At 61.4% G+C, this 18787-nt stretch carries 20 protein-coding genes; 7 read left to right on the top strand and 13 right to left on the bottom strand.

The window, feature by feature from the left end:
- The coding region (locus tag VIG90_RS13795; protein ID WP_331594099.1) for a conjugal transfer protein TraG N-terminal domain-containing protein at positions 1-2310 on the top strand (2310 nt) is incomplete at its 5' end.
- Here the strand turns inward: VIG90_RS13795 and VIG90_RS13790 are convergent.
- Together VIG90_RS13790 and VIG90_RS13785 are read right to left on the bottom strand one after the other, a co-directional pair.
- Positions 2307-2507, bottom strand: a complete 201-nt coding sequence (locus tag VIG90_RS13790) for a hypothetical protein (RefSeq protein ID WP_331594098.1) — start codon at positions 2505-2507, stop codon at positions 2307-2309. The genes VIG90_RS13795 and VIG90_RS13790 overlap by 4 nt on opposite strands.
- A gap of 204 nt (positions 2508-2711) precedes the next feature.
- Positions 2712-3215 (bottom strand): hypothetical protein, encoded by a 504-nt coding sequence (locus VIG90_RS13785; protein ID WP_331594097.1) that lies wholly within the window; start codon positions 3213-3215, stop codon positions 2712-2714.
- Positions 3216-3582: 367 nt separating this feature from the next.
- Here VIG90_RS13785 and VIG90_RS13780 point away from each other — a divergent pair, with 367 nt between their 5' ends.
- Complete coding sequence (locus tag VIG90_RS13780; protein WP_331594101.1) at positions 3583-3918, top strand: DUF2322 family protein; 336 nt, start codon at positions 3583-3585, stop codon at positions 3916-3918.
- 79 nt (positions 3919-3997) lie between these two features.
- Here VIG90_RS13780 and VIG90_RS13775 read toward each other — a convergent pair whose 3' ends face one another.
- Together VIG90_RS13775 and VIG90_RS13770 are read right to left on the bottom strand one after the other, a co-directional pair.
- Positions 3998-4768, bottom strand: a complete 771-nt coding sequence (locus VIG90_RS13775) for an isocitrate lyase/phosphoenolpyruvate mutase family protein (RefSeq protein WP_331594096.1) — start codon at positions 4766-4768, stop codon at positions 3998-4000.
- Entirely contained in the window at positions 4761-5837 is a 1077-nt protein-coding gene (locus VIG90_RS13770; protein WP_331594095.1) for a saccharopine dehydrogenase family protein, read from the bottom strand. The genes VIG90_RS13775 and VIG90_RS13770 overlap by 8 nt, the downstream gene beginning before the upstream one ends.
- A 92-nt stretch (positions 5838-5929) precedes the next feature.
- On the opposite strand from VIG90_RS13770, the gene VIG90_RS13765 reads away from it, so the two are divergent.
- Entirely contained in the window at positions 5930-6856 is a 927-nt protein-coding gene (locus tag VIG90_RS13765; RefSeq protein ID WP_331594094.1) for a LysR family transcriptional regulator, read from the top strand.
- Positions 6857-6951: 95 nt separating this feature from the next.
- On the opposite strand, the gene VIG90_RS13760 is transcribed toward VIG90_RS13765, so the two are convergent.
- Positions 6952-7170, bottom strand: coding sequence for a DUF3703 domain-containing protein (locus VIG90_RS13760; protein ID WP_331594093.1), 219 nt, complete (start codon positions 7168-7170; stop codon positions 6952-6954).
- 922 nt (positions 7171-8092) lie between these two features.
- Complete coding sequence (locus VIG90_RS13755; protein ID WP_331594092.1) at positions 8093-8491, bottom strand: RidA family protein; 399 nt, start codon at positions 8489-8491, stop codon at positions 8093-8095.
- A gap of 155 nt (positions 8492-8646) precedes the next feature.
- Here VIG90_RS13755 and VIG90_RS13750 point away from each other — a divergent pair, with 155 nt between their 5' ends.
- Positions 8647-9549: a LysR family transcriptional regulator gene (locus VIG90_RS13750; protein WP_331594091.1), complete on the top strand. Its 903-nt coding sequence runs from the start codon at positions 8647-8649 to the stop codon at positions 9547-9549.
- A 251-nt stretch (positions 9550-9800) separates the two neighbouring features.
- Here VIG90_RS13750 and VIG90_RS13745 read toward each other — a convergent pair whose 3' ends face one another.
- The 6 genes from VIG90_RS13745 to VIG90_RS13720 all read right to left on the bottom strand — a co-directional run bounded on the left by VIG90_RS13745 (position 9801) and on the right by VIG90_RS13720 (position 17007).
- Entirely contained in the window at positions 9801-10712 is a 912-nt protein-coding gene (locus tag VIG90_RS13745) for a hypothetical protein (RefSeq protein ID WP_331594090.1), read from the bottom strand.
- Entirely contained in the window at positions 10709-11857 is a 1149-nt protein-coding gene (locus VIG90_RS13740) for a Gfo/Idh/MocA family oxidoreductase (protein ID WP_331594089.1), read from the bottom strand. Before VIG90_RS13740 ends, VIG90_RS13745 begins: the two co-directional genes overlap by 4 nt.
- Positions 11858-11941: 84 nt before the next feature.
- Positions 11942-12823, bottom strand: a complete 882-nt coding sequence (locus tag VIG90_RS13735; RefSeq protein ID WP_331594088.1) for a helix-turn-helix domain-containing protein — start codon at positions 12821-12823, stop codon at positions 11942-11944.
- Between the two features lie 1087 nt (positions 12824-13910).
- The gene (locus tag VIG90_RS13730) at positions 13911-15296 is read right to left on the bottom strand and encodes a DUF2254 domain-containing protein (RefSeq protein WP_331594087.1); all 1386 of its coding nucleotides are present in this window, start codon (positions 15294-15296) and stop codon (positions 13911-13913) included.
- Entirely contained in the window at positions 15293-16042 is a 750-nt protein-coding gene (locus VIG90_RS13725) for a hypothetical protein (RefSeq protein ID WP_331594085.1), read from the bottom strand. Before VIG90_RS13725 ends, VIG90_RS13730 begins: the two co-directional genes overlap by 4 nt.
- On the bottom strand, positions 16039-17007 hold the full coding sequence (locus tag VIG90_RS13720; protein ID WP_331594084.1) for a mechanosensitive ion channel family protein: 969 nt from the start codon (positions 17005-17007) through the stop codon (positions 16039-16041). The genes VIG90_RS13725 and VIG90_RS13720 overlap by 4 nt, the downstream gene beginning before the upstream one ends.
- 115 nt (positions 17008-17122) lie before the next feature.
- Here VIG90_RS13720 and VIG90_RS13715 point away from each other — a divergent pair, with 115 nt between their 5' ends.
- A complete protein-coding gene (locus VIG90_RS13715) occupies positions 17123-17383 on the top strand; it encodes an ion channel (protein WP_331594083.1) in 261 nt (86 codons plus the stop codon).
- Between the two features lie 23 nt (positions 17384-17406).
- On the opposite strand, the gene VIG90_RS13710 is transcribed toward VIG90_RS13715, so the two are convergent.
- Positions 17407-17925 (bottom strand): DUF421 domain-containing protein, encoded by a 519-nt coding sequence (locus VIG90_RS13710; RefSeq protein WP_331594082.1) that lies wholly within the window; start codon positions 17923-17925, stop codon positions 17407-17409.
- 384 nt (positions 17926-18309) lie between these two features.
- Between VIG90_RS13710 and VIG90_RS13705 the strand changes: the two genes are divergently transcribed.
- Both VIG90_RS13705 and VIG90_RS13700 read left to right on the top strand, forming a co-directional pair.
- On the top strand, positions 18310-18438 hold the full coding sequence (locus tag VIG90_RS13705) for a hypothetical protein (RefSeq protein WP_331594081.1): 129 nt from the start codon (positions 18310-18312) through the stop codon (positions 18436-18438).
- Positions 18438-18776, top strand: coding sequence for a metalloregulator ArsR/SmtB family transcription factor (locus VIG90_RS13700; protein WP_331594080.1), 339 nt, complete (start codon positions 18438-18440; stop codon positions 18774-18776). The genes VIG90_RS13705 and VIG90_RS13700 overlap by 1 nt, the downstream gene beginning before the upstream one ends.
- Positions 18777-18787 lie beyond the last annotated feature (11 nt).

The following is an 18787-nucleotide window of genomic DNA, read 5'->3' as shown; positions in this document are numbered from 1 at the left end:
GCGCGCAGCGCCTCGAACCACTTGAGCAGCGAATCGGCACGCATCTTGTTGCCATTGAAGCACTTGGGGTGGCGTTCGCGCTGGGCCGCGATTGGCCCCGGCTCAGCCGGCCGGGCGCAGCGCTGGCTAACGCGCAGCGGCTCAGGCGTCAGCTCAAGCATTGTCACCTGCCAGGAGGCTTACACCGCCCTCGACGGGCAGTGGGTCAACGGCAGCAATGGCATTCTGGATCGCCTTGGCGAGATCTTCGGGCGCTCGCTTTATCCCAAGGCGACGACCAGCATTGCCAAGGCCAAGCTCTTCTCCGAGCTGCCGGGGGCCTATAGTTATCTTACCAGCACCTCGAAGTCTGCCGCGGATATCATGAAGCAGGCGGTGCTGATGAATGCGATGACGCAGTCCATGCATACCATGGCCGGCAGCTCTGGCGCGGCGGCCATCGACGTCTACGCTGCGACCCGGGCGGACCTGCAGACCCAGAATGCCTACCGGGCGATCAGCCATGCGGCCATGAAATGGGTGCCCATTCTCCAGATCGTCCTGACGGTCGTCTTTTATGCCATGTTCCCCGTGCTGTTCCCGCTGTTCCTGATGCCGCGCCTGGGCCCGTTGATGCTGCGCGGTTATCTGATGGGGTTCTTTTATCTGGCCGCCTGGGGGCCGCTGTACGTCGTCCTCAACATGATCCTGATGCTGAAGGCAGGCACTGACGCCACCGGCGCCGGCGTTGCCGGCAGCGGCGGGCTGACCATGGCCTCGAGCGCCGGGATTGCAGGGGTCATGGATGACGTGGGCGTGCTGGCCGGTTACCTGGTCGCCTCGATCCCCTTCATCGCTGCCGGCATGGCCAAAGGGGCGATGGCCATTGGCGGCCACGCCCATGCCTTCCTTGCGCCGAGCCAGGAAGCAGCCTCCGAGGCCTCGCGCGAGGCAACGACGGGCAACATCAGTTTGGGGACTACCAACTTTGACACCCACGCCTACAACAGCTTCCAGGGCAACCGCTGGGCAGTTGCGGGCGAGTTCTCCGGAGGCAGCGCATCCTTCGGCTGGCGGCAGGCAGATGGCTCGGTCCTGACCCGGCACGCCGGCACGGATGTCATGGATGTGGCGCGCTCCAACCTGCCGGTGGTGCCGTCGCTGACGCAGGCCATCGGGGCGGAGTACGGCCAGGCTTCAACCCAGGCTTACAGTCGCGGCGAGCAGCTGAGCCAGACGGCAGCCGAGCGCTTCAGTCAGGCCGTGCAGCAGTTCCGCGACTTCCGCACCCAGTTCAGCCGCGGCGAGACCACAGAGAACAGCTACGGCGTCAGGGATCAGGACAGCATCAGCCGGGCGTTCTCCACGATCGAACAAGCGGCCGAGACCATGGCGGCGCGGTTCGGGATCTCCGTGCAGGCGGCGGAGGAGGCTGCCACAAGATACTACTGGACCGGTCAGTTTAATGCAGGCGGTAGCATTGGAGTTAATGGAGGAGGAACTGGAGCCTCATTAGGTTTGACTTCAATGATCGGTCACCAAAGAAATCGCTCTGAATCAGAGCGTGTTGCAGCCGATACCCATGCCGAAGAAGTGAAGCAGTTTTTAAGAAACTTTGCAGAGGACAACCGCTGGGCCGAGCAACGTGAGGCGTTCAAAAGCGCAGCGGTTCAGAATTCAGACGGGGAGACGCGGACGCTTGCCAGTGCAATGACGGCAAACTTTGAGCAAGGCTCCAGCCTCGCGCGCGAAGCGCGCAAGTATTACGAGCAGGCTGAGCGGTTTGAGGAGAGCCAGCGACTGTACAGCCGAGGCGGAGCGGAGGTTTCGACCAGCATCAGTCAAGCCCTGCTGGAGTTTGCAATTGCCGAGCGGGAACGGACGCCTGAACTCTACGAGAACTTCGATCCGCGCAGCGGCGCGGACTGGAACGCGCAGGGCGGGCTGGTAGCGGCGGAGCGGGACCTTATGCTTCAAAAGTTCATGCAAAGCTTCGAAGAGCGGATCGAGGCGGATGCGAATTTACGTGATCTGCCTTCCTCGACCGGGATCGAGGGACCACGTTCGCTTAGTCAGTCGTCTCTTGAGCGTCGGTTCGAGAAGACGTCGCTTCGAGTTGACAATAACGGACTTGGACCTGACCCCGCGATGTCAAATGATGAAATTTCGAAAGCATATCAAGAGCGTACAGAAAGCTTAGATACTGGGGCTGCATATGTAGCTCCGCGCCTGAAGCACGGTGAAGCTCTGGCAGAGCAAGCCACTAGTCGTGTGGGTGGGAACCCAGCCAGCGTACTCGATAAGGCACACCGAGATGCAAGGCGAAATTAGTCTGCCATTATTATGTAGCGGAAGATATTAAAGGCAATGGCACCACCGATTGCAAAAATCGCAAAGGTCTTAATGCTAACTGGGTGTGGTCTTGGGAGGTTTGCCTCATCCTGTGGTAAGCGGACGCCATTTAGAGCGCGCCAAACGGGATCTTCCATTTGGAACTGCTCTTCGCCTGACGGCTGGTCATCGCGCATGGCTGTGCTCCTGCCATTAAAGGCAGTGCGCATTGTATGCTTAAGTGAAGCCCAGAACAATAACAGGCGGCCTCTCGGGTTTGCTCCGGTCAGAAAATAAAAGCGATATACTGAAGACTTCCTATCCTGTGTCAGGGCCGTGCGCTGGCTAACCAGGCGAATTACTGATTTCAACGACCACTTGACTGGACTGGTGATTACGCCTCAGAGCAAGTGCGTGCCGCGCTGCAGGGCAGCTCTGGTCTCGGCATTGACGATATAGACCGCATGGCGCTGCGCGCCCCGGTTGACGTGGGGGCGCAGGTAGCCTTCGTATTGCCGTTTGATCATGCCGGCAGCTTCAAGATCGGTGACGGCACGCGAGATGATCGTCTTGTTGGTTTGCAGAGCCCGCTCCCGCACAACCTGCTCGATCAGTTTCTCCGCAGCTTCCGGATCAGCAGGCAGCTCATCCTTCATCGTCGTCCGCAGGCGTTGCCGTAGTTCCTGACGGGCGCGGCTCTTGGCCATGAGCGGCAGAAGTTGGATGCCGAGCCAGTCCCTGATCGCAATCGGCTTGCCATCGATCTCGATCCAGGGTCCGGCGCGGCCGTCAGGACCGGCAACCTCTGAGATCAAGTTGAGAATAACGAAGGTCTGACGCGGCCTCTTGGAGACCTCTGCTAACTTCTCAAGGATTTTGCCAACAGAGAGTGCAGAGGTCGTCATAATACAGGTCCGCATCCGGTAATGTCATCAAATAAATGAATAGCAGAATACGCCTTTAATGTAACGTCGAATGCGGCGCAATTCTCCGCAAATTATAGATAAATTAATCTGCTGGATACCTTGGGGATGCCCGTCGGGCAGCATCTTCAATGTCCGTCAAACCGCATGCTGGCTCTCGCAAATTCAAATAAATTCCCTTGGGTGCGCTGCCGTCATGGTCCCTATATGGAGAGTTGGCATTGTCGTGCGCTGTGATTGGGCCCAATGCAGCTGTCGGGTGGCCATTTTTCGTGGGACCGATAGCGGACATCCGAAGATGATGCTACATGTCCGCGCAATTAACTCAGGAGTTCGAGACATGCTGGCGATGATTCAACCAGGCGCGACGTTCAAGGATAACCTTCAGCAGTTGCCGTCTATCGATGGTGTAAAGCGTATCGACCTTGTCGATGCGACAGGCGCTGTGGTTGCCAGCATTGAAAATCAGCCGGGCAAGCAGGGTTCGCTCGCCGTCTACCAATACCTGCACCAGATCTTTGGTACCCTTGATGCAAAAGCGGCCGAACACGGCCTGGCCGTGTTTGCCGAGCATACGGCGGATGCGCGCGGCCGCCCGGGCGCACATCCCAATGTCGACCGCCTGCTGGCGATCGCTGATGGCGGTGCTTCGTTGAGCATTAAAGTCATTGCCGCCAACCGCTGATCCGGCGATTGTACGCCCGAAGCAGGATTGACGGTTACTCTTGTCGATCCTGCATCCGGGCGTTTGCTGCCTTACTTTCTCAATTCGGCCGCCATGCCTTGAGGGTCTGACCCGCGGAATTCTCCAGTGCCTTCATCATGAGCAGGTAGGGTGCAGGGCCGTAGCTCACCCGCGCCACGCCCGCCTGCGCGAATTCGCCCGGGTCGGGCACGTTCGCGTCCAGCATGACATTAACGGGAAGAGTGCTTGCTGCAACCAGCTCCGCGACGCGCTCAACGTCCGTAAGACCGGGGATGAACAGGCCGTCTGCTCCGGCGTCGGCATAGGCCTTGGCGCGCTCGATCGCCGATTGCATGAGCGAAGCGTCGGAATTGCTCGCACCTTTTTGGAAGAACACGTCCGTGCGCGCATTAAGGAAGAAGGGGATGCCAAGCGCGTCAGCGGCACAGCGCGCCTTACGTATGCGAGCGACCTGCTGGGAGACTTCCCGCAGCGTTCCGTCCTGCGGGAGACTGTCTTCCATGTTGGCACCAATCGCGCCGGCCTCAATCGCTCGCTCGACCGTCTTTGCCGGATCATCGTAACCGCTTTCAATGTCGATGCTGACCGGCAAGTCTACTGCGGCTACGATCCGCTGCAGGTTGGCAATGACCAAGTTCAAAGGCAGTTTTTCTCCGTCTGCCAGGCCGTGGGCGGCGGCCACCGCCCAGCTGCTGGTTGCAAGCGCGGGCGTCTGCGTGGCCGCCACGGCACGCGCGCTTCCTGCGTCCCAGACATTGAAGAGCACAAGCGGTTTTCCGGCAACGTGCAGTGCCTTGAACTGTTCAGCCTTGGTCTTCTGATCAGCCATTTTCAGCCTCATTGGATGGAAGATGGATCTTAAAGCCTGGGTAGTGAGCCGCAAGCGCGTCCAGAAACCCGCGCGGCTCGAAAAGCTCGCCCAACGCAAATGCACCGCTGCCCGGGGCTTCGCCTCGCAGGATGCGCTCGGCAGCCTCAACGACGATGGGCGCCGTGATAGCGTAGATATCCTGCCCTAAGGCAAAGGCACGGCGGTGCCCGCCATTGCTCTTCGCGACGACGTCGATCACGAACTTTTGCGGTGAGCGGCCAAGTCCGTCGATTGCAACCGGTGCGGGCGTTTGTGGATCTCTCACCTCATCCAGCGCCCGCAGGTTGATAACGCTGCTGGCATTGGCAACACGCCGATCACGGGCAATTGTGATGATTTCGCTGAACGGCATGGGGGCAATGCTTTGGCGATGAAAAGGCGCCGGAAACTCCCACTCGCTTGGGAAGCCGGACGGCTCGATCCCAACGAACGCGCGATCGGACAACATGACCCGGGGCACCGTATTGCGTTGCCCGGTAATGCGGGTCCCCTGTGTCGGCTGCCAGCTGTCGAGCGCGACGCTGACCTGCACGTGGTCGGCCTTCTCCCAGCCTTCCATCGCCGCATGGGCGAGGAGACTGGCAAGGCCTCCGTAAAAGCTTGCCGCCGGGAGGATCTTGATGCCTGCCGTTCGTGCGGCATCGTCATAATCGGCAAAAGCTTCGCGTGCCGCCTGCTGTTCTGCCGTGACATCCAGATAGTGGATACCGCACCGCAGCGCGGCTTCGATGACCGGACGCGCCGTATCGAGGAACGGCCCGGCGCAGTTGATCACCACTCTTGCGCCGGTCAGCGCCTGATCGAGCGCTGCCGGGTCATCGAGTGCCGCAACGCGGGTCTCGGCGGCATCCAGGAGATCAAGCTTTTCGGCACTGCGGCCGACTGCGATGATGGGCAGATTGCGGCGCTTGAGCTCGGCTACCACGAAGCGCCCGGTGTGGCCCGACGCGCCGTAAACCGCGACCGCGGGAAGCCTCTTCGTCTGCCCTCCCAAGGAGGCCCTGATGTCGTCTGCCTGGTTGGTCATGCTGAATTCCTTCTGCCTGCACAACCGATAGACCCGGGCGACGATTGCGGATATAGCAAAGAAAAGAAATAACTTGTGCGATATCTGCAATAATGAAGCTGGCCAATCTCGAGCTTTTCGAAGACGTCTATCGGCGAGGCAGCTTTAGCGCCGTGGCCCGAGCGCGCAACGTTGCGCCCTCCGTCATCTCGCGAGCGATTGCCGCGCTGGAAGCCGAGCTTGGCACGCTGCTGTTCTACCGAACGACGCGCAAGATTGCCCCGACCGAGGCCGCAACCATGCTCGCCCTCGAGATCGAACAGCATCTGGACGCGCTTCGCTCGCTGCGCACCACGGTTGCGGACATGGCGGATGAACCGAGCGGGCTTCTTCGGGTATCCGCGTCGCACTCCTTCGGCATCCGACACCTCAGCCGCGCGATCCCTGCCTTCTGTGCGCAGTTCCCAAAGGTCAGGATCCAGCTGTCGCTCACAGACCAGCTGGTTGACATTATAGGCGATCGGTTCGATCTCGCGCTTCGGCACGGACCTCTAGCGGATTCCTCGCTGATCGTACGCCCGATTATTCGGACCCGCTACCATGTCTGCGCCAGCCCCGCTTATCTTGCAGCAACCGGCGCGCCGTCTGATCCGTCCGAGATCAGCAACCGGGACTGTCTGACGTTTCCGCTGCCGGGCTTTTCTGACATCTGGCGGTTCAGGGATGCCAATGGCCAGGAAGCAGAAGTGGCTATTGGCAGCGCGATGTCAGCGAACAGCGGCCTGGTTCTCAGAGAGTGCGCGTTGCAAGGCCTTGGGGTCGTCTTGCTCAGCGACTGGTTGATCGGAGAGGATCTCGTCGAGGGTCGATTGGTCGACCTGTTTCCATCCTATGATGTGACGCCGAGTAATTTTCAGACCGTTATCTCGGCCGTTTACCCCAACCGGAAGTACACACCCCAAAAGGTGAAGGCATTTGTCTCCTTCCTGCAGCAGTATTTCAACGCCGCGGATGGCGTCCAGACCGACGAGGATCACTGAGGAAGGAATGCGCCCTGCTAGGCCGGGAAGGGCACAGGACTGCCTGCGAGATGAAGCATTTCACTCTCCGACTGCTTCTGTCGGTCAGGAGGTGATCACCGCTCATCTGTTTTGGCCGCCGACACACCCGCCGCTATCAGCAGATCTCTCAGATCACCGGGAATGGCAGACGGTTCGGAGGGGCTGACATTGGCACGACCCGAGTTGCCCCACGGCAATCGGCCTGTGAGCGCACCAAGGGGCGCCAGTGCCAGGCGCAGGACCTGACCTGCCACTTCACGTCGATTGCCAGTCTTGAGCGCCAATGACAGCATCGCCCACCCGTGAGAATTCTCAAACGGACTCTCACTCGAACTGCTTAAGTCAAGTTGCCGATCAACATTCGGATATAAAGAGTCGGTTCGCTGGCGGACGGTCAGTGTCTCGAAACAGTAAACTGCTCGTAGAACGCCTGGAAGGACTCGACGACTGCCACAGCCACTGACCGACAACAAAGGGCGGCTTTTCCACATTCGTTCCCTACCTGGAAGCTGCTGGGCTGGAGCCGGCCAATTCCGGTTCACGATTTTAAGGAACCAATTCAGGAATTACGGCGCCAGTTTAGGAGTTAAGGAAACCCGACGCTCTCCAAGACGGTTTGACCAAAATGTCACTTTATCGAAAGCCGGCCTGATGAGTCATACTCGATGCTTGCAAGGGGAGGCCGGCTGCCAGTTGTTGGTGTTCCTGAAGAAGCGAATTACGGTGCCTTAACCGCGTACTGTGGTTCCTTAACTGCGTATTGGCGAGACAGCTAATGCCCGCCATCGGCTAAGCACTATATAGCCAGCACTGCGTGGCTCTCTTACGTACCGCTGCATGGGTGAGTGCGCCGTCTGAGCGGGTGTATGCCGGGCTTAGCCGATACGGAACGGCCGCTCCGAAATGATCGTCCTTCCAGAGCGGCCATTGCCAAGCAGCGGGTTTCAGCCGCGCTGGGAATCGAGCATTGCGTGCTCGGTCATAACCTGCTGGGCCTTGGAGGCGACGGCCGCAGTGTCCCTCGGCCGGTCGCCTCTCCTGCGGTAACGAAGTCGGGATTGTCCCACGCGTAACTTTCCCGTGCCTGTATCATCAGTAGGCGGGCGCGTGGCCGTCGCTCATGGGCGCCGCGTCCGCCTGTGCGCTTTGACCATATTTGGTCTGTCCAGACAGCGTGCCGCAGCCTGTTTTATGCTGAGGCCATCGATACCAGCGTCAAGCAGTCTGCGGGATGCGAGCGATGACCTTGATCTCGAAGTCGAAGCCCGCAAGCCAGTTCACTCCCACAGCAGTCCAGTTGGGAAAGGGCTCTTGCGGGAATATCTTTTCCTTGGCCGCTGTTACGACTGCGAACTGCGCTTCGGGGTCGGTATGGAACGTCGTCATGTCGACGATGTCGTCAAACGTGCAGCCCGCCGCCTTCAAGACCTCGCCGAGATTGCTGAAGGCGCGCTGGACTTGCTCCTCAAAGACAGGCTCCGGAGAGCCGTCCTCGCGGCTGCCGACCTGTCCGGACACGAAGAGCAGGTCGCCCGAACGGATGGCCGCTGAGTAACGGTTTATCTCGTAAAGTGCCTGGCGACTGGCAGGAAAGATCGTCTCGCGCTTGGTCATCTTCTTCTCCTTGTTGAGGAATGACGGACGCTGGAAGCGGCAGCCCCATACGGTCGTCCATCGGTCTCTTCCGGCTGGAGATAGAGATACCAAAGCCCGGTTTGTTCGATTAGACATTGAAATCGGGATAGCCTGATGCATAATTGCCAGCAATCATGCGCCCTTCTCTTAATGATCTAGCCGCCTTCGTTGCAGTTGCCACGCATCGCAGTTTCCGCAGGGCGGCTGACGAACTCGGGGTTGCGCCTTCCACGCTCAGTCACACGATGCGTGGGCTGGAAGATCAGCTTGGCGTGCGTCTCCTCAATCGCACGACCCGCAGCGTATCGCCCACCGAGGCGGGGGTTACCCTGCTCAGCCGTCTGCACGGCGTCCTCAGCTCCCTCGACGATGCTCTCGATGCGACGGCTGCATTTCGAGGCAGCGTGGCAGGCCGGGTTCGCGTGAACGCACCACGCGTGACCGCAGCAGCCCTGGTGCGGGACGTCCTGCCGATCATGGCGGAGCGGTTTCCAGACGTTAAGGTCGACCTGGTCGCCGAGGGGCGACTGATTGATATCGTGTCGGGCGGTTTCGACGCAGGCGTCCGTCTTATGGGATCCATCCCCAAAGACATGATCGCGGTGCCTTTCGGCAAACCGGTTGATTTTGTCTGTGTCGCATCGCCGGACTATCTCGAGCGCGCTGGCGAGCCTTCGTCTCCGGATGATCTCAAGTATCATCGCTGCATCGGCCACCGTCTGCCCAGCGGCAAGCTGTACCATTGGGAGTTCCAGCGCGCCGGGCAGGAGGTGACGATCGAGACGGACGGTGCCGTTGTTCTGGACGACGAGGACCTGATGGTTGAGGCGGCCGTGCGGGGCCTGGGCATCGCCTATGTTGCGAATTGGGCCGCCCAATCTGCCGTTGCCAAAGGGCAGGTGCGAACAGTGTTGTCCTCCTGGATGCACGAGCCCGAGAGAGTGGCGGTGTATTATCCAGGCCACCGGGCTGTGCCGCCGGCACTCCGGGCGTTCCTGGATGTGGTCAAGTCCGTATCGCCCCGGTTGGATTTGTGATCGGGTCCGGCCGTTTCCCTGTCCGAAGACGCTGGCCCTGCAAAAGATATGCAGGAAACCGGCGCCTCTTGTCAGCCTACCTGTGTGAAGACTCTCGGGTCATGAGCTGACGGAGCGCCGCATAGGCGTGCTGCCCCCGGGGCGGCGCGATCCGGATTTCCCGGACGGCCGCCCTTGGGTACAAGCAGCAACGGCCCCTTGCTCGTGCACGCACGACGCGCACCGCCCCCTGTCCTATGCGGCATCCTGGATCAGGGAATGATTTCCCGGCCTTCGCCGAAGATGAGCGACGCCTCACGGCTGTCGGTCGGCCCGGTGAAGCCGCGCCAGCCCAGCACCTCTCGCGCCTCAGCGGGCGGCAGGTGCAATATGTCTTCAAACTTTGCGGTGAACAGCATGTCCGACTGCTGTCCGATGGAATAACCATAGCTGAGGTTATGCCACAGTGTCGGCCACGCTCCCGGATAATGAAGCATCGTGCGCGTCATCCAGGGGAACATGATCAGTGTGTTCGTGGTCATCAACGCGCCCGCCAGCTCCGGGGAGAGATGGCGGAAGGCGTTGCCGGTGACGACGCCGGTGATGAAGTATTCGGCGACCGATCCGAAACCGATCTCGCCTAATATATGATAGCAGTCATGGGTCTGTCCCATGCGCAGATTCCAGAAGTCGAACGTGTTCGCCGGCTTCCAGTCGGGATTGGCCAGAAGGCGTGAGTTGAGCTCCGGCGAGAGATCGAACTCGTCCATATATTCGAACAGCTGTCGCCCGACTGACCCTGCCGGATATTGGCGCAGGTCATCCTTGGTGTAGGTGGAGAGAAAGCCTTCGCTCAGCCACTGGTCGAACTGGGGGTTTCTGCGCCGCTCCTCGCTGACGAGCCGTTCGATATGATCCGCATCAACCACCTCGTCCACCGCCTGCATCAGCGTGGGCAGGCCGTAGAGCAGCGGATAGTCATGGCCGTTGCGACGAAGGCTCTCGGTCGCGGTCCACTCGCGCACCCGCGCATCGTTGAGCCAGCGCGAGGAGCTGACGAGCACGCTGCTCTGCGTTCGCACCTTTCGGCGGCCGTTCAGATAGAAGACGGCCTCGCCCGAGGTCACTTCTTCTTCGGTCTCCAGCGGCGCAGCGCCGCCGTCCGCATTGGATTGCAGTGTCATGATCGAACTCCCGCATGTTGCGATATGGTGGGGACTACCGTGGCCGACCGGCTCGCCTCGTCGCACGTGACGAGCAGCCTCTGGATATCGACCGCGCGGCGGAAATCGGGGGAGACCGACCCGCCAGTGCGAATGGCCTCGCCCAGTTGCATGTAAAGGTTGCCAATGGAGGCCAGCGCCTCGCGGGAGGCGGAGGAACCGGGATAGGCGGCGTAACGGTCGGGCTCGGCCGGCACCGCCGGGCAATCGAGCTCGGTCGCGATGGGAATGGGCTCGAACGGGCCGCCGTGGCGCGTACCGTGCAGCACCAGAGATTCGATGGCGGGCAGCGTCGGATCGCGGGTGGAGATGAGAAGCGAGCCCTCCCGTCCGTCGATGCGCCAGCTTGTCCCCATGCCGGTCACCGACACGCCGGCGAGATCGACGTTGAACAGAGCACCGCTCTGCAGCCTGCCATGGAATTGCAGGTGGTCGAACGCGTCGCGCTCAATCGGCGCGCCGGTTTCGTCTATGGGAGGCAGATGGATGGCACCATTCATACGGATGTCGGCCACGCCGCCGAAATAATGATCCAGCGCGTCGAGCAGATGGCCGCCATAGATCGAAAGCAGCGTCGTTCCACCTTGCCGCATCGCCATGGCGCGCATCACCGGGCCGAAGAGGCGCGCCTGCAGCGTGACGCTGAACATGTCGCCGATAAAGCCGCCCGCGATGAGCCGCGCCGCCTGCCGCAGCGCCGGGGCCCCGCGCAAGTGCAGACCGATCATGGCCTTCACGTCCTGATCGCGGGCAAGAAGCGCAAGCTCCTCTGCCTGCGGCACGGTCAGGGCAAGCGGCCATTCGCAATAGACATGCTTGCCTGCGGACAGGGCGGCATGCGCGATTTCGTAATGATGGGGCGCCTTGACGCAGATGGCCACGAGATCGATGTCGGGATGGCGCGCAAGTTCGCCAGCATTGGTGAACCACAGGGGCGCGCCGAAAGCCTCGGATGCCCGCCGGGCACTTTCCTCGCGCGTGGTGCAGACGCCGTGGAGCGTGAAGCCGGGCAGCAGGTCCAGCACCCGGCGGTGAACCCCCGAACCCCAGCCGTAGTCGGGATTTGCGCCGACCATGCCAACCCGTATGGAGTCATCGCGCTGCATCGGCGTGCATCTCCCGTCTCTTTCATGTTTTCTCGGTGAGACTATACTCCGAGTCTAGTTTCGAGTCCAGTGCTGCGCCCGTGGCTATTCCCGCATGAACTCCAGCAGTTCCTGCGCTACGAGCTCAAGGCAGAGTTCGGCCTGCTCGCCTGTCATCTCCTCGCGCGCGATCTCCGCGCTGACCGCCGCCACCCGGTTCATGAGGAGGCGGGCGCGCATGCGCTGGCGCCGCGCCGCTTCATCCGGCCCTCGTGCACGCAGGAAGGCGCCGCTGCCCGCATCGCCAAGTCGATCGATCAGATGTTCTGCATCGTGAAGGATGCGCTGGCGAAAGTCGCTCTCGAAAAGCTGAAGCTGGGCGAGGAGCGGTGTTACGTAGCGGTGCTCGACATGCATATCGATGAAGGCGCGCATCCAGTCCTTTATCGCCTCCAGCCCTTGGGACGCGAGTGCCGGCAACCGGTCAAACAGTTCGACCGTCTGCGGCGCAATCTCGTCATAAATGGCGTGGGCCAGTTCCAGCTTCGATGCGAAATGCATGTAGAAGGTCGCCCGGCTGACACCCGCCCGACGGAAGATGTCCTCAACCCGGGCATCGAGATAATTGGCCTGCGCAAACACTTCGCGCGCAGCCAACAGGATGGCTGCGCGGGTCTTGTCCCGCCGGCGCTGGAGATAAACGGCCCGGCTGGGTGGCAGGGAAGCGGTCTTGGCGGCTCTGTCGTTCACTCGGTCCTCCAGGGCATTTATCCAACCCGGCATAGCGCAGGGATGCGACCGCCTCAATCGCGCCGCCACAAGGAGAACGACCGCCACCGCACGCAGGACCAGAAAGGACGTGCCTGGCAGCACGCCGGACATGAAACGCCGCAAGGGATCGTGCGAGAAGAGATAAGGGGTTGCCGGCTCCTGCCGTTTTGTGCCGTCCAGCCGTTGGCTTTGCTCGCGCAACAGGGCGACATTCAACGCGTCCAGATTGCAGAGAGCCGGCTTTCCCGTATCGGCCCGATGATGGCCGATGCGGAGGTATGGTTGCCAAGAGGCCCGTTCAGGGCAACCTTTGCCGGGCTCCGGCCGACGTCACCCTTGATTCGAACCACCACGCCCCATGGGGCAAGGACGCTTTCTGCCTGTGCCCGTTTCAACCCGCCGAAATGCGGCCGGCACTGCCTCTCAGCCAGCATTCTGTCGGCCAGGGGTTTCAGGCATGACCCGAGGCCGAGCGCGCACTCGGCGGGCAGATGCTGGCGCTCGGCCAAACGCTCTGACAGCAAATAGTGCGTCCACATCGCGACGGGAGACATCATGCCGTAACGTTCGGCGGCGGAAACCACACCGGCGATGTACCGGACGGGGCATTGGTCAGGCCATGATAGCGGATTGCGCCCGTCAGCACGCGCGCATCTTGCCCATGCACGACCTCCTCGGCCGGCATCGCCGCATCCGAGCGCTGCCGCCCGGTAAAGTCTGGACTCCGGGCGGCAGCCAGAGGAGACGCTGATATGCGGAGCGACAACTGGTCGATCAGAATCAGTAAAAAAAACCAGCCTGCTCCCTGATGGCCAAGTATCGTCCATGGGATATACCAGCTCGAACAGCGCGGAAACCCATGCAGGAGCGCACGCGCAAATCATAGACGGATAGCTGTGCAGGGCTCGACCGAAGGCGAGCGTTCGAGCCCTTTTTCAGTACGCGCTTTAGGAACCGGTAGGGGCTGGGGCGCCGCAGTTCGCCTATCAAAAAATCAACAGGTGGCTCCTCAGGCGGGGTTGCCAAAATGTCACTTTACCAGACGGCTGGCTAAAATGGCATGTCCGGCCGTTGCAATGGTGCGCTGTCGATGTGCCTTAAATCGCGAAATTTGGTGCCGTAAATGCGAAACGGTTCCTTGAATGCGAAATAGCGCTGCGAGGGTACCCTCGCAGGCGGCCGGAGCCGCCACACCTATCAGTTGGCAATGGGTCGCTTTACCCACAAACGAAGCACGTCATGAGCTCAAGGTCATTCACTCACCTCCGTGGGCGAGGCCCGATTTGCAGACTTGGACGCCGCTTCAGCACGGCGGGATATTGGTTGAGGAAAACCCAGCAGAGCCGCCCAGCCATGCCGCCTGATCTTCGTCGATTTCCTCGGGGTTCCGCGCGAGGAGGTCCCTGAGCTCCGCCGCCCGGGCCAGCACAGCCTTGCGATCCTCACCCGAGAGTTTCTCGGCGGCAAGGTCCGCGAATTGGGCCGTCTGGGACTGGAGCAGACGGATTTGATGGTCCCGCGCACATGCCGCACCGACCTCGCCCATCACGCGGAGGAAATGGAGCCCGGCGATCATGTCAGGCGCAACATAATGACGTAGGCGTCCGAAGGCGTTTTCCACAAAGTGGGCGAAATCGGCGGGATGTGCCAGTACTCGCGGCGTGCCCGCCTCATCCACGCGGACAGGGCGCGGCAGCTGGCGGCGCGCGAACTCGGTTGCGCCGGCGCCAAGCCAGTCGAGGCAGGTGACCGCCGTCATAGGATCGTTGACGCCGGGCGAGAGCGCGCGGGCGGCAATCTCGACCAGCTCGCTCACCAGAAACATGATGTCGTCCTCCGGCGTCCGCTTTTTTCCGGTCGCGAAGCACTCCCGCAGCGCATCGGCCACGTCGTCGTCCAGGCGCTCGGCCGGAGTAACATCGGCCAGGCCGCGTCCGGCCATCACAAAGTCTCCCGGCCGGTAACGAAGCCGGATCAAGAGGTCGTGCCGCACCGCAAGGTGCATCAACGCATCGTCATTGATCGACTGTAGATAACCCGTGGCAGCGCTCTGCACCATGCGCCACGATCTTGTCGGCGGCCAGCATGGTTCGGCATCCGGTTCCGGCTCTTCGCCGATCAGGGCGGGGAAGCGCCTGCCCGCATCCGCAATCAGCTGCTTCCCGATGCGTGCGACAACATGGTTGATGTGGATCGCCTGTGAGACATGGTTGATGAAGTAGATGAGCACTGCGATCGAGCAGATGGCCAGCAGCAGCGCCCCGATGACGGACAGCTGCGGCACAAAACCCTCGTTTCCGCCATGGATCGTGCGCAGCACGACGAGGGAATAGAGGAACGTTGCGATGAAGGTGCCGAGTGTCACCGTGTTGCCGCGATCAGTCATGAAGTTGGTGAGCACGCGCGGGCCGTATTGGCTGGAGGCGTAGGACAAGGCCACGATGGTGATCGAGAAGACCACGCCGGCGACAGTAATCATCGAACCGGCGATCGTGGACAGTACCTCGCGCGCACCGTCGGCACTGATCTGCTGGTACCAGGTGGCCCTGCCGAGCCAATCGGTGCCCAGATGGATATCGAGCCAGACCATTCCGCCGCCGAGCAGCACGGCCGCAAGCGCCATAAGGCTGGGCACGAACCAGTAGCTGGACCGTACGGCCAGCAGGATTGATCGCAGCCTAGCGCTCATGAGGTCGCCAGCAGCAGCACTGTGTACAGCGCCGCTCCCCCCGCGAAGGCCCAGAAGCGGCTCTCGCGTTCCTCAGGCAGCTCTTCCTTGAGCACGTTGAGGATCACTCCGCCTGCTAGGAAGGCGAACAGGCTGGAGAGAAGAAGCGGCGAAATCTCGGTGCTGATCCCGATCAGGTAACCGATCACCGGCGCGGCCGCGAGCAGCCAGCGACCGTAACGGTGATATGTCCCGCCATGCTGTCCACGCAGGCCTTGGTCGTTGACGATGAAATGCAGGCCCATAGCGATCGCGTAGATGATGAGCCCGCGCAGATCGCCTTCTTCCCGGTGCACCAGGAGGTATCCGATCAGCACATTGTAGAGCGCAAAGGCGCTCAGGTGCGTCCAGAACACTGTTGCCGGGATCTCTTTACCTCCATCCGCCTTGTTGGTCCCGCCGGCCGACCGAGCGAACCGCTCCACTCCATAGAACAATCCGAGGCCGGCAAGAGCGATCAGGTAGGCGTGGCTTTCGATACCAGCGAGGGGGCCGTCGCCGAGCCGCGTCCGCTCCTGCAGCGTCTCCTGATGCTGCGCCAGTTCAGGCAGCAGGTGCACGAATACATAGGCGACCGAGACGCCGCCGGCCGCTGAAAGCCAGACACTCCTCGGCGTCACGTTGAGAAACGTGAGCTTTCCCCCGAACACATGGACCAGCACGAACAGGAAGACGCTCGCCAAAGTGATCGTCTCGACCAGGCTCACCGGCCATTCTCCAGGTGGAGCGTGATAGCCGGCAGGCCGGTGATTTCGTAGGTGGCCGAAGCGATAGGGATACCCGCCACATCCAGTTGAGCCAGGATTTCGCGGCTCATCGCGTCTTTGATCTCCCTCGTGCCATGGTCCGGTGAGAGGAAACGAACGGTGAGCTCCAGCCAATTGTCGGTGAGGCGCCAATAGACCTTCGGCTCGATGTCGCCGATCGGCAGCCGGTAGCGGCGCTCCAGCTCCTCGCGATGCTTCGCCGTCAGCCGCTCCTCCGTCACCGCGTGGCGCCTCGCGGCCTCAAGCAGAAGGGCCTCCGCCCTGGCACGGTCATCGCCGTAGCGGATCGGAAGCCGCACCTCCTCCCAGACATAGGGGAAGTGAGAGGTGTAATTGTAGATCGGCTCGTCGAAGATCTTGTCGTTGCTGACAGTCACGATGCGGCCAGTGAACTGACGCGAGTGGACCCACATCGGCGGTTCGGCCGCGCTAACTGGCGGCGGCTGGCCCATCTCCATGATCTTGGTCTGCATGAAGGACAGCGCAATCACGTCGCCGCGCACACCGCCCATGACGATCCGGTCGCCGACGTTGAAGGTCTTGCCGCGTAGGATCACGAAATAGCCCGCGATGGCGGTGATCACCCGCTGCAGCGCAAAGGCCACGCCGGCAGTGACAAGGCCTAGCGCGGTGGTCAGTCGCGTCGGATCGTCGAACCAGATCGAAACAATTCCGAGGATCAGGATCGCTCCGGCAACAAGGCCCACCACTTGGCGGGCCCAGAACCGGTAGCGATTCAGGCGGGCACCCCGCCCTAGCGTACCCGAAAGCAGGCGCCGTCCCAGAGTTGCGGACAGCACGACCACTGCCACCAGAATAATGGTGAGCAGGAGCTTCTTGCCATTGTCCGGTGTGGCCCCGACAAGCGTAATGCCGAACAGCCGGAGCGCTTCGCTTCCTTCCATTCTCGTCCCCTTGTGGGGTGATTACGGTTCACGGACCGCATGGTTTCCGTGGGCGTCAGGGAACGCCGAGCGGCCAACGGGCCCTGACTGCTCGAACACGAGTTGGGAGGAGGTCATGGCATCGGCGGCTTCACCTCCTGGTCATGCCCTCTGGTGGACCGCAATGCTGGTAACTAATATAGGCTCCGACTTTTGGCCGTTGACCAGCAAGGGCCGGGTGCTTGCCCTCCTGCTGTCCATCTGCGGCCTGGCTGTCTTCGGCTGCATCACGGCCAGCTTTGCCAGCTTCTTCATCGGGCGCCACGCCTCCGAAGCCGACGCCCCGCTGACCGGCTCTGCGGATGTCGCACGGCTTGGCGAGGAAATCCGCAAATAGCGCCTGCAGTTCAGCCGAAGTGGCTAGACCCGGCGCACGCCTTCAAGCAGCTCTGGATCAACGTTGCCAGTCATCACCGCAATGTCTCCGGTGCTCTCCAGCACGACGGCGCGCACATCCTCCACCCTTTGTGCATTGGACATGCGGATCTTCTCCAGCAGGGTAGCCTGCGTGACCCTGGTCTCCTTCATGGCGGCTTCGAGGAAGCGACCGTGCTCCATCAGAAGAACCGGCGTGTTGTCGATCGCGTTCTCAAAGCGGCTCGAGCGCATTCGCCCCCGTGCGAGCAGATATTGCACCAGGAATAGGGCGCCGATGGCGCTCAAGGCCTGCACATATTCACTCCAAGTGCTGCGGGTTCCGGCCTGGGCGATGAGTGAGCCGGTGGCGATGGTCGCCGCGAAGTCGAAGGCCGTGGCCTTGCTGAAGGCCCTCAGTCCTACAATCCGCGCGAGCAGGAGCGTCCAAGCGACAGCAAGAGCGGTCAGGGCCGCAGCGCGCAGGACCGGTGCGGCCGCGCCGAGAATGCTGAAAATCTCCATGCATTGGCAACGCTCCACAAGCGGCTAGGTTCGGGATGCCGATGAGTGGCAATCCGAGATCGGCAAAAGGGGGGGCGCGGGGATGCACTCGCCAGTCTGGCGCTTAAGCGCCTGGTTAGACCGAGTTGGCGACTAAAGGCAGTCGTTCCGCTATCGTGAAGAATTTCGGATGCCGGGAGGCGTCCGAAAGTTCACCACTGTCGCCTCGCTGCGGAACGTCCCCTTCCGGCCCCATCACATCTAAGCCTCAGGTTCGCTGTTCACGCGCGCCAGCGTTCGTTTGATATCCGCCGACATTTTATTTCGATAATTGTAGAAATATCGGTTGACGCCTCATGGGTGGTCCTATTATTTCTACAGATGTCGAAACGACAGGAGTCGATCATGACCAAAGCTGCACTGTTGCGCTTCCTTGAGGAACTGGCTGGACTGACCAGTGCCAAACTCGGGCTGTGCTGCCATCGCGAAATCGTCAACCTGCCGCGCGTCGTGCGCCATGGCGGAGGCGCGTGATGGAAGCGGCGGCGGCTGTTGCAGCGTTCGGAGCCCTGGCGCAGGAAACCCGGCTGGCGGTATTCCGCCTCCTCGTTCAGGCTGGACCCGATGGCGTGACGGCAGGCGACATCGCCGAGGCGCTGAAGGTGCCTGCCTCTACCATGTCGCACCATCTGGCAACGATCGAGCGGGCGGGCCTTGCCACATCGCGCCGCGAGAGCCGCTCGATCTTCTACGCCGCCGACTATGAGGGCATCCGCAAACTGCTCACCTTCCTCATGGAGGACTGCTGCCAAGGCCGGCCGGAACTCTGCGGGACAGGCTCTACTGCCCAGTCATGTGACACCGTCTGCTGAAGGAAACCCGT

This window comes from Pedomonas sp. (assembly GCF_036515995.1).
Taxonomy (GTDB): Bacteria; Pseudomonadota; Alphaproteobacteria; order Sphingomonadales; family Sphingomonadaceae; genus Pedomonas.
Note: the sequence above shows the minus strand (reverse complement) of the source record. Positions and strands in the feature narration are given on the sequence as shown.